This is a genomic window from Frankia sp. Cppng1_Ct_nod, assembly GCF_920656135.1.
In the GTDB taxonomy this organism is placed as follows: Bacteria; Actinomycetota; Actinomycetes; order Frankiales; family Frankiaceae; genus Protofrankia; species Protofrankia meridionalis.
Genome location: NZ_CAKKTK010000021.1, coordinates 17375 through 33312 on the forward strand (window position 1 = coordinate 17375; position 15938 = coordinate 33312).

Genomic DNA, 15938 nt, shown 5'->3' on the forward strand with positions numbered 1-15938 from the left:
AACTGACCTTTGTTGATCGATCGCTCACTGGTGGAGACCGCTCTCCCGGGATACCAGGTCGACGGTGAGCTCGGCCGCGGCGGCTATGGGCTCGTCCTCGGCGGCCAGCACCGGTTGATCGGCCGTAATGTCGCGATCAAAGTGCTGCTTGACACCACCAACGACGTGGGCCTGCGGGCCCGTTTCCTCGCCGAGGCGCGGGTCCTCGCCGAACTCGACCATCCACATGTCGTGCGTATCCACGACTACGTCGAACATCAGGGCACCTGCCTGCTGGTCATGGAACTACTTCCCGGGGGGACGCTGCGCCAACGACTGGCCGCAGGCCCGATGTCGCCGGAAGCCACCTGCGCGCTCGGCCTCGCAGCCGCCGCCGCGCTGAAGGCCGCTCATGCCCACAACGTCCTGCACCGCGACATCAAGCCCGACAACATGATGTTTGCGTCGGACGGGCTGCTCAAGGTCACCGACTTCGGCGTCGCCAAGATTTTCGAAGGTACCGAGACAACCGCGAGCGGCGTCCTTGGAACACCTCGCTACATGGCTCCGGAACAGATCACCGGTGGTCGCCTCTACGCCTCCACCGATCTCTACGCGCTCGGCGGGGTCCTCTACGAGCTGCTCGCCCGACGTCCGCTCTTCGGCAGGTCCATGTCCATCGGCGCGCTCGTCAACCACCACCTCAACGTGACACCGGTGCCGTTGGAAGGCATACCCGACGCCATCAGCGTCACGATCATGCGGACGCTGGCCAAGGAACCCACCGCCCGTTTCCCGGACGCCACCCAGTTCGCTCTTGAGTTGGCCCGGGCCGCGGCGAGTACGTTCGGCCCGGACTGGCTGGTCCGGTCCGGAATGAAGGTGCAGCTGGACGACGAGGTGCGCCGCGCCGCGCAGGCCCGGACGTCCAGCCCGGACCAGCGCATCCCGGGTCCACCGGCGCCGGGATGGTCAGGGCCGCAGGTACCCCAGCCCCAACCGTTCCAGCCCCAACCGTTCCAGCCCCAACCGTTCCAGCCCCAACCGTTCCAGCCCCGGCCCCAGTCCGGCGGACCGGCCGGCCCACGGCCGAAGACCGACCCGTGGGTGCCACCGAGGGCGCACACACCGCCGCAGTTTCCGCCGCCCGCGTCTCCGCCGCACAACCAGACTCCACCGCACAACCAGACTCCACCGCACAACCAGACTCCACCGCCCGCGTCTCCACCCGGGCAGGCTCAGCCCGGTGCGGGCTGGTGGCAGGCGAATCCGTTCATCCCCGGAGCGGGCCAGGGTCCCGGGCCTGGCGGGTTCTCTGGACCTGCCAGGCCCGGACCTACGCGGGTGCAGGTGCCGGCGTGGCCCGACGGCCCTGCACGACCCTCACGCCGGCCGTCGGGCCAGCCGTGGCTCATCGCCGGGGTCGTGCTCATCGCGGTACTCGCGCTGATTCTGAGCATCTCGTTGGTGGCCGCCAAGGGTCGCAACTCCGGCAAGGACCCGAAGTCGGCGATGTTCGAACCCGGTGTCGCCTACGCCGGGGCGGCGCTGACCCTGCCCGGTCTGGACGCGTACGACATCAGTATCGACAAGGCCGGCGCACTCCTGGTCACCGACTGGACCAGTCACCAGGTACGAAAGATCAATCCGGATGGCACCGTGGTGACCGTGGCCGGCACCGGGACGAGCGGCTTCACCCCGGACGGCGGGCCGGCGAACCAGGCACAGCTCGACAGCCCCGCCACGACGATCACCGACTCGGACGGAAACATCTACATCAGCGACTCGGGCAACCAGCGCATCCGGAAGATCGGCCTGGACGGGACCATCACCACGATCGCCGGTACCGGCACCGGCGGCTTCTCCGGGGACGGCGGTCTCGCGACCTCGGCCGAGCTCAACGAACCGAACGGGCTGGCCATCGCCGCGGACGGCTCGCTCTACATCGCCGACTACGCCAACCAGCGCGTCAGGAAGATCACCCCAGATGGGGTGATCACGACGGTGGCCGGCACCGGGAACAAGGGGTTCAGCGGGGACGACGGCCCGGCCACCGCTGCCGAGTTCAACAATCCGAACGGGCTGGCCATCGCCGCGGACGGCACCCTCTACGTGTCCGATCTCGGCAACAAACGCATCCGGAAGATCACTACGGACGGGACCATCACGACCGTCGCCGGGAACGGGACGTACGGCTTCAGCGGGGACGGCGGGCCGGCCACCGACGCCGGACTCCGCATCCCGAACGTCGCAGTCGGCCCCGACGGCTCGCTCTACATCGCCGACTACGGCAACCAGCGCATCCGGCGGGTCGGCGCCGACGGAGTGATCACAACCGTGGTCGGCAACGGGACCGAGGGCTCCACCGGGGACGGCGGGGCCGCGACCCGAGCGCAGCTGTCGAGCCCGACCTGTACCGCCGTCGACGGTGCCGGCAACCTCTACATAGCCGACGACAAGAACGACCGCGTTCGGCGGGTCACCCCCGGCGGCGTCATCACGACCATCGCCAAGGCCCGGTAGGTCACAGCTCGGTAGGTCACAGCTCAACAGGTCACAGCTCAGTTACTGGCCGAAGGCGGCGCGGACAGCTCTCCCTGCGCCGACGGAGGCCCCGAGGAATCAAGTAGGGACCAGCGGATCACGACATGGCAGTCGACCAGGCACGAATAGCGACCGCCTTACCGGACTACGACGTCGGTGCCGAGCTTGGCCGCGGGGGCTTCGGTGCGGTGCTGGCCGGTCGCCACAAACTGATCCACCGCGATGTTGCGATCAAGGTCCTTCTCGAGGACGCGAGCGGCGTCGAGGACATCCGCGAGCGGTTCCTGGCGGAGGCGCGGGTCCTCGCGGGACTCGACCATCCCCACGTCGTCCGCATCTACGACTACGTGGAACGTGACGGCCTGTGCCTGCTGGTGATGGAGAAGCTGACCGGGGGAAGTCTGCGCCGACGCTTCGCCCAGGGGCTGAGCCAACCGGCAGCCTGCGCGATCGGGCTGTCCGCCGCCACCGCACTCGCCGCGGCACACGCACAGGGCGTCCTGCACCGCGACGTCAAACCGGACAACCTGCTGTTCACCGACGCCGGCCTGCCCAAGATGACCGACTTCGGCATCGCCAAGATTCTCGAGACCACGGCGACCACCACTACCGGGCTGATCGGGACGCCTCGCTACATGGCTCCCGAGCAGATCGCCGGGGACCGCCTCAGCCCGGCTACAGACCTTTACGCGCTCGGTCTCGTCATCTACGAACTGCTGGCCGGACGCCCGCCGTTCGAGAAGAACCTGACGGTTCCGGCGATGCTGTACCACCATCTCAACGTTGCGCCCGCACCGCTGGTGGAGGCGCCGGACCCGGTTGCCGAGGTTATCGGGCGGGTGTTGGAGAAGAACCCGCCGTCTCGGCACCCATCCGCCGAGGCGTTCGCCGTCGATCTCGCCGTGGCCGCGGCCGGCGCCTTCGGCCCGAGCTGGCTCACCGCCAGCGAGGTGCCGACGACCCTGCCGGACGCGATCATCGCGGCGGCCCGAGGCGGCGCGTCGGCCCCGACCCGGTCTCTGACGAAACCGCGCGAGTTCCCGCAGACGTCGGGCTCACCCTGGTGGCCGACGCCGGGTACCACGGGCTCTGGCACCACGGGCTCCGGCACCACAGGCTCCGGCACCACCGTGGCCGGCGCGGTCGCGGCCGGCGCGGTCGCGGCCGGCGCGGTCGCGGCCGGTGGCAGGACGGACACGACCGCGCGCGTCCCGGTCTCGCTGGCCGCGCCGCCGCCGGCCGGGCCGGAGTATTCGATACCCCACGGCACCGGTGGACACCCGACGCATCCCGCGCCTGAACGGAGGCGACCGCGGTCCAGCGTGCGCGGGCTGCTCGGGTCCGGCGTGCGCAGGCTGCTCGGTGGTCGGCGTAACCGGATCATGGCTGCCGTCCTGGCCGTCGTGCTGGTAGCCGCCGGCATCGGGCTTGCATTCACGCTTTCCGGCTCCGGCCCGAAACCCGGTAGGGCCGCATATTCCGGCCGAACCCTGGACGCGGGCCTGTCCCAGGTGAGCGGCCTGGCCATCGGCGCCGACGGGACCATCGTCGTCTCGGACTCGACCCTCGGCCGGGTGACGACCATCGACTCGGCCGGACATGTCAACTGGCTGGCCGGTACCAGGAAACCGTCGTCATCGACGGCGGCGAGCACGATACCGGTGCCGACAGCCACTACCGCGGCCCAGAAAGCAGCGTTGAACCAGCCTGGCGCCGTCGCGGTCGACAGAAACGGCACGGTCTACGTCGCGGCCGGCTACGACGGGCAGATTTTCAAGATCACACAAGATGGCGCCATCGCTCTGGTCGCCGGTGCCGGGCCGAAGCAGGAAGGATTCACGGGAAACAGGGGGACCGCGACCTTCGCGGAACTGCCATCCCTTACCGGCGTCGCGATCGACAAGAACGGCGACGTCCTCATCGCCGACGGCACCCGGCTGCTGCGGGTCACACCCACCGACGGCATGATCGACACGATCGCGGGCACGAGCGGCACCGGGGGTGCGGGAACCTCGGGCGACGGCGGCCCGGCCACCGCCGCCCGGCTGGCCAAACCCACGGGCATCGCGGTCGCGAGGAACGGCGCGATCTACATCCTTGACAGAACCGCGAGAACAGTAAGAAAGATCGCCCCGAACGGGACCATCTCGCGGGTAGCGGGAAAAGCCCCGGCAACCGGCACCACCTCATCCACCCCATCCCCGATGCTGCCGACCGCCTCAGCCTCACCACCGGCGATCGGCAGCGTCGGGGATGGTTCACCGGCAACCGATGTCGCGCTCGACGATCCGACCGGGATCGCGCTGGCACCGAACGGTGACCTCTATATCGCCGACTACGGCAGCAGCGTGATCCGCGTGGTGAAAGCATCCAACGGGCGGATCACCACGTTCGCCGGAGCCCGGTCCGCCACGGACCCCGGTGACGGGGGCGATGCCCGCGAGGCCCGCGTCTACGCGCCGACCGGGGTCGCCGTTGACGGCACCGGTGCGGTCTACGTCACCCAGTACGGCGGCGTCGTCCGCCGCATCGGATCCGACGGGATCATCATGACCGTTCTGAAGTCCGGCTGACCGGGGCCTGACAGGTAGTTGCGGGGACACACCCCGGCTCGCGTGCCGCCGTGCCGCCGGGACACTGGCTCGCGTGCCGCCGTGCCGCCGGGACACCGGGACAGAAGGCCCCTGATGTAGCCTTCCGGTTACGCAAACGAGTTGTCGACGTGTCGGACCACCGCTGGTACCGGCAGGCTCCGGTCATCGTGGACGGCGCCTGTCCACCCCGTCTTCCCCGCGAGGTCCGGCATGAAAAAGCTTGCACCCGTGTGCGCACTCGCATTTGTGATCTTCTATGTGGCGAACACGCCCGCCGACGCGGCCAGCCTCGTCCACGCGACAGTGGGTCTGCTCGGCAACGTCGCCCACGGCTTCTCATACTTTGTCAACGACGTCACATGAGTCGTGACATGCCGACAGTCCTTCCCCGGCCGCCCGGCTGCCCGACGTGACGGGCGGCCGGTTCACATCGGTGCGTTCAGGTCCCGGCCAGCGGGCGTGTCACCGCGACGATCGTCGTCCAGTCCGAAAGATCGGACTCGACCACACCCCACCGGGCGCCCTTCGCCGCGATCACCCGGCCGTTCCCGACGTACATCCCGACATGGCCCGGTGCCGCGGGTGTGCCGTCCGCACCGGGGATGAACAGCAGGTCACCGGGCTGCGGATCCACCCCGGACACCAGCGGACCGGCCCGCATCTGATCAACGGTGACCCGGGGAATCGACACCCCGATCTGCCCGTAGGCGGCCTGCACCAGCGAGGAGCAGTCCCAGGCGTCCGGCCCGGTCGCACCCCACACGTACGACTTGCCGATCTGGGACCTCATGAAGGCCAGCACCGGGGCGATGTCGGATGCCGAAACCGCGGCGCCGGCATCAAGGGCGTCGCCGTATACCTGCGCCTGCGCGAGGATGGTCCGAACGTAGTTGCGGGTCTCCGTGAACGGCGGGACGCCTGCATAGGCCAGCACCGCGCCCGGCCCGGCGTTGTAGGCCGCGAGCATCTTCTCCTGCGGGTCACCGGGAACGGATGTCACGGACGCGGCCACAGCGCAGTCGTAACGGGCCGCTGCCGGGATGGCGTCGGCCGGGTTCCAGACATCACCCTGGCCATGGACGGCCCAGGTCCCGGGCATGAACTGGGCGATCCCCATCGCGCCGACACCCGAGCGGGCATTCGGGTTGAAACCGGACTCCTGATGGAGCTGTGCGGCCAGCATCGCCGGGGTGACCTCGGCACAGCCGGCGTTGTTCGCCGCATCCTTGATCAGCGCCAGATATTCGGGCGGGATTCCGTCCGCATTGTTGATCGTCCGGTTCCGGCCCGAGTCGTTCCTGCCGATGAAGGGGCCCGCGATGAGCACGACGACGGCCACGACCACGAAGACGAAAAGTGCGATCGTGCCGACCGCGCCCAGGCCCGCCCAGATCATCCATTGCTGACGACTTCGCCCGCGAGCCATGCCCGAGACCACTGCCTACCGCCCCGGGGCGTCGCCGTAGGAGTTCGCGAGGTCCGCGCCGGCCACCAGCCAGGTCCCGTCATTCTGGCGGAGCAGCGTGAGCGTCGGGTTCGACACCGTCTCCACCCGGTCGCCGGCCCGGTCGCTCACGGTCCGGCGACGGACGTTCAGCAGCAGGACCACCCGACCGGTCGCCGTCGTGTCGGTGCCACCCAACGGGGATGTCGCCAGCACCTCGACGGTGGACCGACTTCCCGCCGCGCGCAGTTCGAGCCACGCCCGTGTCGGTTCCTCAGTGGCGGTCGCGCCCGCCTGGCCCCCGCCGAGCTGGGAGAAGAAATCCGGGGTCATACAGCCACGGGCCCGCTGGACACCCGCGTCCGGCCTGCTGTCGGTCCGTGCGTCGTAGGACTGCCACCGAGTGAAACAGTCCGCCGCGACGCTACGAGGATCATGAGTGTCGAGTGGGGCGGAGGCCGGTGGTGCGGCAGTGGCAAGCGGCGGGCCGGGTGGTTGGCTCGCGGCCGGCGGCGGTCCGGTCGTGACCGCGGCGGTTGTCGCCCGTGACGCGGCATCACGGACCGCGGAGCAGGCCGACGTGGTGTACCCCATCAACGCCAGCGCAACCGTCAGGATCACAAGCTTCCCGGGCGTCCGTCGTGGAGGCGTCGAGTGCGTTGTGGTCCGTGATGGGATGGTTCCGGATGGGATGGCCCCGGAAACGGTGGCCTCGACAGAGGTCACTCCCTGCCGTCCAGCCAGTCCCTGACCCGACCCCGACGGACGCGCCACTGATGACCGACCTTGCGAGCCGGGATCTCCCGTTCGGACAGCAGCTTGAGCACCGTGCTCTCCGAGAGTCTCAACCATGCGACAAGCTCGTCGACCGTCAGCACGTCGTCGTCCGCGGGATCCCTGCCAGCCGCGAACGCCGCCGTCGAGACGCCGTCCTGTGTCACGCGACGGCCCCCTTTCCGAGCACATCATCGCCGGCGCCGGAAATTACACCCACGCAAGCTACCGTGACGAGCCCCGATGGAGCCTTGTCATACTGGAACTGCTCGTGTTACATCGATCCGTCCAAAGCTTAAGCTAAATAACCATAAACAACCGTAACAGGCACTAATCAGCCGGAGAGTACCACGGAGGTCGACCGCGCGTGCCCGATGTGTCGCAGGAGCCGTATGGCGAGGACGGTGACGCACGTCCGGTCTCGCTGATCGGTGCCCGCATCCCCGCGTCGACGCCACACCCGGGCTCGACGACCCGCGGCACCGACTCCACCGGACCGTTGGCGACACCCAGAACCGCCTCCACCACCGGTGCAGGTGAGGACGTGCCGACGGGCCGCGCCGCCGGTTGGCGTCGCCGCCGCGCCCGCGGAGGTTCGAGCGAGGAAAACCTCGCGCACAGCAACGACCCACGTGAGGCCGAGGCGTTCATGCTGCAGGATGCCGCCGACCTCACCGGGGCCGAGGACGGCGAGGCCGACCTCACCAGGGCCGACCTCACCAGGGCCGAGGACGGCGGGGCCGAGGCCGGCCAGCTCGCCGTCCCCCAGCAGTCCGGCATCCCCGAACAGCCCGCCAGCAGGACTCCGGCATCGACCGAGTCCCCGGCGACGCCATCCGGCGAGGATGCCGCCGACACCGGGCCGCTGCCACCACCGACCAGCGTCCCGCGGGCAGCGCCGGACGACGTCCGGGTAGCTGGCATTCGACCGGATGACGCAGCTGGTTGCGGCGCGGGCTCGTCCCGGCCGGCCGGCGACCATGCACGATCCGTGCGACCATTTGTTGCCGGATCGGCCGACCGTCCCACATCGGGGGGGACCCGGTCAGGTCGACCGTCCGCGCACGCTCCCCGTCCGGCAGCCACCCGGCGCGCCACGGCGGGCACCTCACCGGCCGAGCAACCGGCCGGACCACCCGACCCGGCGGCGGACGGATCCGCGAAGCCGCCGGCCGTGTCAGCTCCCGACCAGACCGGGACGCGGCCACCCGGCAAACCGTCAGCGTTGCTTCCCGCGGTGCGCGAGCCCCGGACCGGTCGCGAGCTGTGGCCATGGCAGGAGCCGTGGCAGGACATCGCCGATCTGGAGCCGTGGGAGGAGATCCCCATTCGGGAGTCCCTCACGGACCGGGCCGCGGCACCGTTGGAAGGGTCCTGGCGGGTCGCGGTCACCTCACTGATCGGCGGTTCGGGCCGCACGACCGTCACGGCCATGATCGGACTGACCCTTGCCGGCGTCCGTGACGAACCAGTGGTCGCCCTTGACATGGCCGGCGATCTGGAACGCGAACAGGCCGCCGACGACACCGGCCCGGAAACCGAGTTCGGCGCGCTACTTGCGGACCGGGTCGGCGCGAACCCGTCCACCACGGTCAGTGAACTCGTTGCGGACGCGGTCTCCTACCGTGCCCGCCGCGGCGGAAAATCACGGTCGGTCAGCGAAATCCGGCGACTGATCAACAGTGGTTCCGGCAACGATTCGACGGGCGGTGGGGCCGCCGCAGGCCTGGACGTCCTACCGGCCCACCGCCTGCCCCGCCTGCCCGGGGCGGCTCCCACCGCAGTCGGGCCCACCCGCTCCGGGATCGACACGCTCGCTCTGGTACCTGCCGCAATGGCCGGCCCTTTGACCCCACAGGTACTCGCTGCCGCTTTCGGCGTCGTGGAGCAGGCCTATCCGCTGGTGCTCGTCGACGCCCCGCTCGACTGGGAAGCGCCCATGGCTTCCGTCGCAGTCAAGGACGCGGATGTCATCGTCCTGGTCGTCCCCGCGCTTCCCGGTGATCTCGCGGAGGCATCGGCCACGATGCGCGGTTCAGGCGGTTTCCCCGGCCGGCGCGCGGACCTGTCACCGATGGTGATCGTCGCTGTCATGTCTGTCCGACGCGGACGATGGTCACCCCAGACGCGCTCGGCCGCGGCCAAACTGGCCCGACGGGTGGATGCCATGGTGCGCATCCCATACGACGCACGACTCGATGACACGCTCATGGACCGGGCCCGTCCCGATCAGGGCCCCGTCACCGGGCGAACACACGGCGCCGGACGAATACACGGCGCCGGGCGAACACACGGCGCCGGGCGGGGCGGCAACGTCGACCGCGAGCACGATGACCACACGCGGATCCCGTTCTCCCGGCTGAAGTGGCGCACCCGCCGGGCGTTTCTCCGGCTGGCCGCAATCATTGTCGACGGGTGCGTCGATCTCGGAGGGACCGATCCTGGTAACGGTGAGAGCAACGGCACATCCGTAGCCAAAGCCCCCACCAGTCATGATCGCGTCTCAACTCCGGGCGTATTATCCGACGATCTCCGCGCCGATCTGGCCCCTGGAGCCCCGGGAAGGGAACAGCGATGATCCTCCAAGCCGCGGCCGCTCAGGCGGCCGTCGTTCTGACCGCGGTGGAGGTGAAGCCCGACGACTCCAAGGCCCCCGGGATCAACGCGCTGAAGGACCTCGTCAACGGGCTCGCCGCCTACGCCGTGATCGCGGCTGTCGCCGCGGTGCTACTCGGCGGTATCGCCTGGGCCCTCGGTGAACGGATGGGCCTCGATCGCGCGTCCTCCATCGGCAAGAGCGGTGTGCTCGCCGGCTTCGGGCTGGCCTTCCTCGTCGGCGCCGCAGCCGCCGTCGTCAACTTCTTTCTCGCGACCGGAGCGACCGCGTCGTCCGGTACCCCGGACCAGCCGAAGGCGTTCGACAGGCCGGCGGTGGTCCAGACCCTCGATCCCGCCGACCCGACCCAGCTGCCCTCGTCATGGCCCATCTGACGGGTTCTTGAGATACCAAGGGTCCGATATTGGGATGATGGTTGCGCTGTCGTCTCTGGAGCGGGTACGTCCGAAGTTGTCGCAACGAGGGAGGGGATGTTGGTCAACCAGACGGTCTGGCCCACGCGCCGTTTCGTCGGCATCCTCGTGGCAACCGGAGCGGTGATCATGACCGCTGGCGTCCTCTTCGGACGCTATGTGGTCCCAGCCTCTGGATCGACGGGTACGCGGGAGCGGCCGGTGCCACGTGCGGGCGCCCAGCCATCCGTCGGCGCCCACCCGACCACCGGGGCGTCCGACGCCGCCACACCCGTCGTGGTGCCCCGACCAGGTGAGAGCAAGGCCACCACGCCACCGGCCCAGGCCGCGGGCCTGTTGCCGGGTACGCCCACCCGCGTCAACGAGTTCGGGATCCCCGTCGGATACCCCCACAGCGAAGCCGGCGCCATCAGTGCCTGCGGCAACTACATTTCCGCCATACAAAACCCCGGAAACCGAAGCAAATCAAAAATAATATCCGTATTTCAATCAATTGCACTTCCTGATACCGTCGATCCGCTGTCCAAAAAAATACTAGATGCCGACAGTTCAACAGCCAAACAATTTGGTATCCCATCGATTAACGATCCAAAATTTGGCTTTAATCTCCGTGTGGTTGGATACAGAACTCTAGCCAATAAAGACGATGATGCAACTATCTCAGTCTGGTCCACATCTTCAATCGGAGTATACGGAAACGACACCTCAAGACCTTCTCCACAAGAAAAGTGGGGTACGGACATTTGCAAAGTTTCATGGCAAGGAAACGACTGGAAACTTGCCGACGCAAACGACGGACCTGACGCTCCCGCCATTACAAGCAGAGAATCAGAAGCAATCCAGCGGTTTGCGTACGTAGGAGGGCCGACGACGTGAGTGCCATAACCGCGGAAGGCGGACAGCTCCTCGCAATCGGATTTAACCCTCTCAATGGGGTCAAGGATGCTGTTTCCGACTCAAGTAAATCTTTTCTTGACTCCGTGGGATCGGCCTTCGCGAACATGGCGGCGGACCTGTCCGCGTCGGTGTTCAACTTCGCAGCACAGAAGACCGCGATCGACCTGAACCAGGACTACATTGTCAACAACTACAACACTGTCTTCGGTGTGGCCGTCCTGGTAGCGATCGGCCTGTTTATGTGTGCCTGCATCATCGGCGCCGTCCGCGGGGACCCGCACATCCTTAATCGCGCGGTCGCGTCCACCGGCACGGCGATCTTTGGTTCGTTCGTCGCGCTGGCCCTGCTGCAGATGGTGCTGACCGCCGCCGATGGTATCGCTGATGCTTTCGGAGACGGCGCGCCGCTCGGCGCAAGCCTGGTCGCCCAGCTGCGGGCGCTTCCCGCGCAGGGCAATTTCGCCCTTGACATGGTGCTGTCCCTGCTGGTGGCACTGTTCTCGTTCGCGCTCTTCCTGGTCCTCTACATTCGCAAGATCGCTATTATCGCGGTGGCGGTTTTCGTTCCACTTTACCTGGCCGGACAGCCTGCCATGTCATCACGCAACTGGATGAAACGAGCTGTCGAGATTCTCGCCGCGCTCATCTTCACCAAGCCGGTCATTTATGCGATCTTCACTCTGGGCACGAACATGGCCAGCGACTCGACCGGGTCGGCGGTGGACCAGACGCTGACCATTCTCGGTGGCGTCGTCGTCATGGCCGCTGCCGTGTTCACTCCGCTGGCCCTGCTTTACGTGATCGGCATGGCCGACGTCCAGCTCATGCAGGCGATCGGCTCGGCGGGTAAACGTGGCGCGGCGAGTTTCGGCCAGGGCGCCGGGGCGCTGCTCGGTTCGTCATCACGGGAGACCTTCCGGGGGATCGGCGGTCGGTTGCAGAGCAGGCAGCGCGGCGGGTCCGGGGTGGACGCGGGCCGGCCGGTCACCGGTGATCTGGCACCGGTCCGCGCCAGTGCCCCGGCCGGTACGAGCAACCGCCGTGGATCCGGGGTCGGCCCGGCAACGCGGGTCGGTAGCCCGGTTGCCCAGGTTCGGCGGGCGGGCAGCCCGGCCAAGGCCTCGCCCCGCGCGGGCGGTGTCTCCGCAGGTGCCGGTGCGGGCTCACCCGCGCCCCGGACCCGCTCCACCGCGAGCGGCGGTAACCGGGTTGCGGCGCCGAGCACCGGGGGCGGATCCGCCCGTGTCCCACGCTCCGCGGTTCCCCGGGCCGTGCCGCCGTCGGCTGCGCCGTCCACCACGCCGGCGCGGGTAGCCACCCCGACGCCGCCGGTCCATCCCACGCGCACCGGGGGAGGCTGAGCAGGGCGTGGTTGCCGAGCGCAACTACCGGTTCGGCCCGTTGGAACGCGGCGGGATCCTGCTCGGCATGCGCTGGCCACAGCTTGGGCTGCTGGTCGGTGTGATGCTGTGCATCCTCGGGGCGCTGCGGTCACCGGTCATACTCGCTCCCGGATGGATCGTGCTGGCGGGTGCGTTGGGGTTCATCGCGTTCGTCCGCATCGAGGACCGTAACCTCGATCAGTGGGTGCCGATCCTTTTCGGTTTCACGATGCAGAAGGTGATGGGCGAGACGGTGTTCCGTGGGGCGTTGTTCCGGACCGGCGATAGCTCCGATCACCTGTCGAAGACTGCGCTGCCCGGCCCACTGTCATCCCTGGTGATGCTGTCGGTTCCGGTGGGTAACGGCCGGTACGTGGCAGTCGTGAAGGACGCCAGGCGAGGGACGTTCACCGCTGTCCTGCAGGTGCAGGGCAGCCAGTTCGCGTTGCTGGAGTCCGGGGACCAGCAGGCCAGGGTCGACGCGTGGGGCGAGCTGCTCGCCGGGCTGACGATCGGCGGCGGGCGCCTGTCCCGCATCCAGTGGCTGGAACGCACGCTGCCCGACTCCGGTGACCAGCTACAGAGGCACTGGCGGGTGCGCGGGCACCACGACGGCTCGTGGGCGGCCCAGGCCTACCAGGAGGTCATCGACGCCGCCGGCCCGGTCGCGCAGCGCCACGAGACGTTCCTGTCGTTCCAACTGCGGACGCGTGACGTCCGCCGCGCGGTCCAGCGTGCCGGTGGTGGTGACCACGCGGCCTGCACGGTGCTACTCGGTGAGTTGCGCACCATGGAGGCGGCACTGGCCCGGGCGTCCATCAACACGGTGGGCTGGTTGCCACCGCGGGCCCTGGCCGCGGTGATCCGGACCACCTACGATCCGTACTCGATCGAGATGATCGACGCGCGCGGCGGCGCCGCTTCCGACCGGGCCGGAGGCCTCACCGGGCTTCCGTCCGGCATCGATCCCGCGGTTGCAGGTCCGGTGCGTACCGTCACCGCTTGGGACCACTATCGCACCGACTCCGGCTTCCACACCACCTACTGGATCAACGGCTGGCCGCGTGTGCCGTCCCCGGCCGCCTTCCTCGCGCCGCTGCTGATGGAGACGACCTGCCGGCGAACGGTGTCCCTCGTCGTCGAACCGATGCCCGGACGCAAGGCCGAGAAGGCGGTCAACCGCCGCCGCATGGCGCATCTCGGCGAACAGCAGATGCGGGACAAGGTCGGCAAGGTCACCACCCAGCGTGACGTTGCTGAAGCCTCCGAGGTGGAGCGCCGCGAGCAGGAGCTCATCGCCGGGTTCGGCGCGTTCCGTTTCCACGGGTTCGTGACGGTCTCCGCGGACGACCTCGACGGCCTGGCCGAAGCATGCGGTGAGGCAGAGACCCTGGCGTCCCGCAGCCGCCTGGAGATGGTCCGGCTCGTCGGCGAGCAGGACCAGGGCTTCAGCGTCGCCGCGCTGCCACTCGCTGTGGGGGTGTCATGACGGTCGACCGATGGGACGGTGCCAGGACCGACCGGGAGACCCGCCGCGAACTCAAGGACCTGCACCGGGCGGAACGCGAGGCGGAACGCGCCGAACGGGCCGCGGCCGGAGCCGAACGGGCGGCGATGCGGCGGGCCCGGGCCGCACTGCGCCGCGGTGAGCAACCACCCCGTCTCACCGGGTCGCATGCCGGCCGGATCTTCCACAAGCTGCGGCTGCCATCGCATATGGAGACGACCGCGCAGATCGCCGGCATCTACCCCTTTGTCGTGGACGCCGGCCTCGGCGCGCCCGGCATGTACATCGGACGCCATGTCTGGTCGGGCGACTCCTTTGTCTTCGACGTGTTCGAGCTCTACCGCCAGCAGATCATCGAGAACCCGAACTTCGCGGTTTTCGGTTCGGTCGGCTCACGCAAGTCCTCCCTGCTCAAGACGTTGATCTCCCGGGGCGCGGCGTTCGGGTACCAGGCCGCCGTGCCCTGCGACCCCAAGGGGGAGTACACCCGGCTGGCGCGCCGACTGGGCTGCGAACCGACGTACATCGGCCCGGGTCTGTCCACCCGGCTCAACCCGCTGGACGCCCCACCCCGACCACCCGGAATGGCCGACGCGGACTGGGCCCGGGAGGTCAAACGGGCCCGTTCGGCGTTGCTGTCCTCGCTGATCGAGACCGCGAAGGGGATGGCGCTCACCCCGTCCGAACACACCGCCGTCGACCTCGCCCTAGACGTCGTCACCCGGCAGATCACCGGGGCGTCCACCGACCGACAGGCGATTCCGCTGCTGCCGCACGTCCTGGACGCGATGACGAACCCGACGGATGCCGACTGCGCGGCACTCCCGGTGACCGCCACGGAGCTGCGGGACTCCTCCCGGGACGCGACCCTGACCTTGCGCCGGCTCACCCACGGCGCTCTCGGCGGGCTCTTCGACGGCCCGACCACGTCCCCGCTGGACTTCGACCGGCCGATCGCCGTGCTGAACCTGGAGCGGGTCCAGGGTTCCGACGAGATGATCGCTCTGATCATGACCTGCGCGCAGGCGTGGATGGAAGCCGCGCTCATGCGTCAGGACGGCGTCCAGCGCTATGTCGTCTACGACGAGTGCTGGCGGCTGATGCGCTTCGCGGGCCTTGTCCGGCGTTTGTCCGCCCAGCAGAAACTGGCCCGCCAGTGGGGATGCGCGAACGCGATCGTCGCGCACCGGATCTCCGACCTGCTCTCGGCATCCCCCGACTCGGTCGAGGTGGCCAAAGGCCTGCTCGCCGAAACGGCCATCCGCATCCTGTACAAGCAGGCATCCGACCAGATCCCGGACACGCAGCGGGCGTTGGACCTCACCGATGTCGCCGCCGACATGCTGCCGAGGCTCGATCCGGGGTTCGCGCTGTGGCTTATCGGAAACCGCGCGTTCTACGTCGAGCACATCGTCGGCGATCTGGAGATCCCGGTCGTTCTCAACGGCTCGAAGATGCACGGCGAGATCGACAACGTCAACCTCGTTCCGGAGGATCTCGACCCCGACCTGCTGGACGAGTTCGACGCTGACGCTCTCGGCGGTTACAAGGACCACGACGGGGAACATGACCCTGATACCGATCCGGATGCGGACGAGTACGCGGGGCACAACGTCGAATATGACGGGGGCCACAGCGCGGGCGGTTTCGGTGCTCCCTCCCGCTACGGACCGGACGGGTTCACCGTCGACACCGGCGGCTTCGGCCAGAGTGAGACCGGCCAAGGCGGGGTGATGGACACGTTCCCCTACGGTCCGCTTTCCCGGGAAACCTGACAACCGTCCTCT

At 68.6% G+C, this 15938-nt stretch carries 12 protein-coding genes; 9 read left to right on the forward strand and 3 right to left on the reverse strand.

Annotation, left to right across the window (positions count from 1 at the left end):
- Positions 1-9: 9 nt before the first annotated feature.
- From NBW77_RS08670 to NBW77_RS08680, 3 genes are all read left to right on the forward strand, one after another.
- On the forward strand, positions 10-2502 hold the full coding sequence (locus NBW77_RS08670; RefSeq protein ID WP_131749398.1) for a protein kinase domain-containing protein: 2493 nt from the start codon (positions 10-12) through the stop codon (positions 2500-2502).
- Positions 2503-2627: 125 nt separating this feature from the next.
- Positions 2628-5096: a serine/threonine-protein kinase gene (locus NBW77_RS08675; protein WP_131749400.1), complete on the forward strand. Its 2469-nt coding sequence runs from the start codon at positions 2628-2630 to the stop codon at positions 5094-5096.
- Positions 5097-5327: 231 nt separating this feature from the next.
- Positions 5328-5480 carry a hypothetical protein gene (locus tag NBW77_RS08680; RefSeq protein WP_165486355.1) on the forward strand — a complete coding sequence of 51 codons (153 nt, stop codon included), beginning with the start codon at positions 5328-5330 and terminating at the stop codon, positions 5478-5480.
- A gap of 76 nt (positions 5481-5556) precedes the next feature.
- Here the strand turns inward: NBW77_RS08680 and NBW77_RS08685 are convergent, their stop codons facing one another.
- The 3 genes from NBW77_RS08685 to NBW77_RS08695 form a co-directional block, all read right to left on the reverse strand.
- Positions 5557-6513, reverse strand: a complete 957-nt coding sequence (locus NBW77_RS08685; protein WP_502799458.1) for a C40 family peptidase — start codon at positions 6511-6513, stop codon at positions 5557-5559.
- A 45-nt stretch (positions 6514-6558) separates the two neighbouring features.
- Positions 6559-7182 carry a hypothetical protein gene (locus tag NBW77_RS08690; RefSeq protein ID WP_349816982.1) on the reverse strand — a complete coding sequence of 208 codons (624 nt, stop codon included), beginning with the start codon at positions 7180-7182 and terminating at the stop codon, positions 6559-6561.
- A gap of 101 nt (positions 7183-7283) precedes the next feature.
- Positions 7284-7502, reverse strand: a complete 219-nt coding sequence (locus tag NBW77_RS08695; RefSeq protein WP_131749404.1) for a helix-turn-helix domain-containing protein — start codon at positions 7500-7502, stop codon at positions 7284-7286.
- A gap of 200 nt (positions 7503-7702) precedes the next feature.
- On the opposite strand from NBW77_RS08695, the gene NBW77_RS08700 reads away from it, so the two are divergent.
- From NBW77_RS08700 to NBW77_RS08725, 6 genes are all read left to right on the forward strand, one after another.
- Positions 7703-9913 (forward strand): hypothetical protein, encoded by a 2211-nt coding sequence (locus NBW77_RS08700; RefSeq protein WP_250279534.1) that lies wholly within the window; start codon positions 7703-7705, stop codon positions 9911-9913.
- On the forward strand, positions 9910-10326 hold the full coding sequence (locus NBW77_RS08705) for a DUF6112 family protein (protein ID WP_131749410.1): 417 nt from the start codon (positions 9910-9912) through the stop codon (positions 10324-10326). The genes NBW77_RS08700 and NBW77_RS08705 overlap by 4 nt, the downstream gene beginning before the upstream one ends.
- A 96-nt stretch (positions 10327-10422) precedes the next feature.
- Entirely contained in the window at positions 10423-11241 is an 819-nt protein-coding gene (locus NBW77_RS08710) for a hypothetical protein (RefSeq protein ID WP_131749412.1), read from the forward strand.
- Positions 11238-12623 (forward strand): hypothetical protein, encoded by a 1386-nt coding sequence (locus NBW77_RS08715; RefSeq protein WP_131749414.1) that lies wholly within the window; start codon positions 11238-11240, stop codon positions 12621-12623. The genes NBW77_RS08710 and NBW77_RS08715 overlap by 4 nt, the downstream gene beginning before the upstream one ends.
- 7 nt (positions 12624-12630) lie before the next feature.
- Positions 12631-14133, forward strand: a complete 1503-nt coding sequence (locus NBW77_RS08720) for an SCO6880 family protein (protein WP_250279535.1) — start codon at positions 12631-12633, stop codon at positions 14131-14133.
- On the forward strand, positions 14130-15926 hold the full coding sequence (locus NBW77_RS08725) for a putative type IV secretion/conjugal transfer ATPase (protein ID WP_131749416.1): 1797 nt from the start codon (positions 14130-14132) through the stop codon (positions 15924-15926). Before NBW77_RS08720 ends, NBW77_RS08725 begins: the two co-directional genes overlap by 4 nt.
- Positions 15927-15938: the final 12 nt, after the last annotated feature.

Bases quoted from the DNA above. Each gene is read 5' to 3' on its own strand.
- NBW77_RS08675 (WP_131749400.1), top strand. From the start codon at position 2,628: ATGGCAGTCGACCAGGCACGAATAGCGACCGCCTTACCGGACTACGAC.
- NBW77_RS08680 (WP_165486355.1), top strand. From the start codon at position 5,328: ATGAAAAAGCTTGCACCCGTGTGCGCACTCGCATTTGTGATCTTCTAT.
- NBW77_RS08685 (WP_502799458.1), bottom strand. From the start codon at position 6,513: ATGATCTGGGCGGGCCTGGGCGCGGTCGGCACGATCGCACTTTTCGTC.
- NBW77_RS08705 (WP_131749410.1), top strand. From the start codon at position 9,910: ATGATCCTCCAAGCCGCGGCCGCTCAGGCGGCCGTCGTTCTGACCGCG.
- NBW77_RS08710 (WP_131749412.1), top strand. From the start codon at position 10,423: ATGTTGGTCAACCAGACGGTCTGGCCCACGCGCCGTTTCGTCGGCATC.
- NBW77_RS08725 (WP_131749416.1), top strand. From the start codon at position 14,130: ATGACGGTCGACCGATGGGACGGTGCCAGGACCGACCGGGAGACCCGC.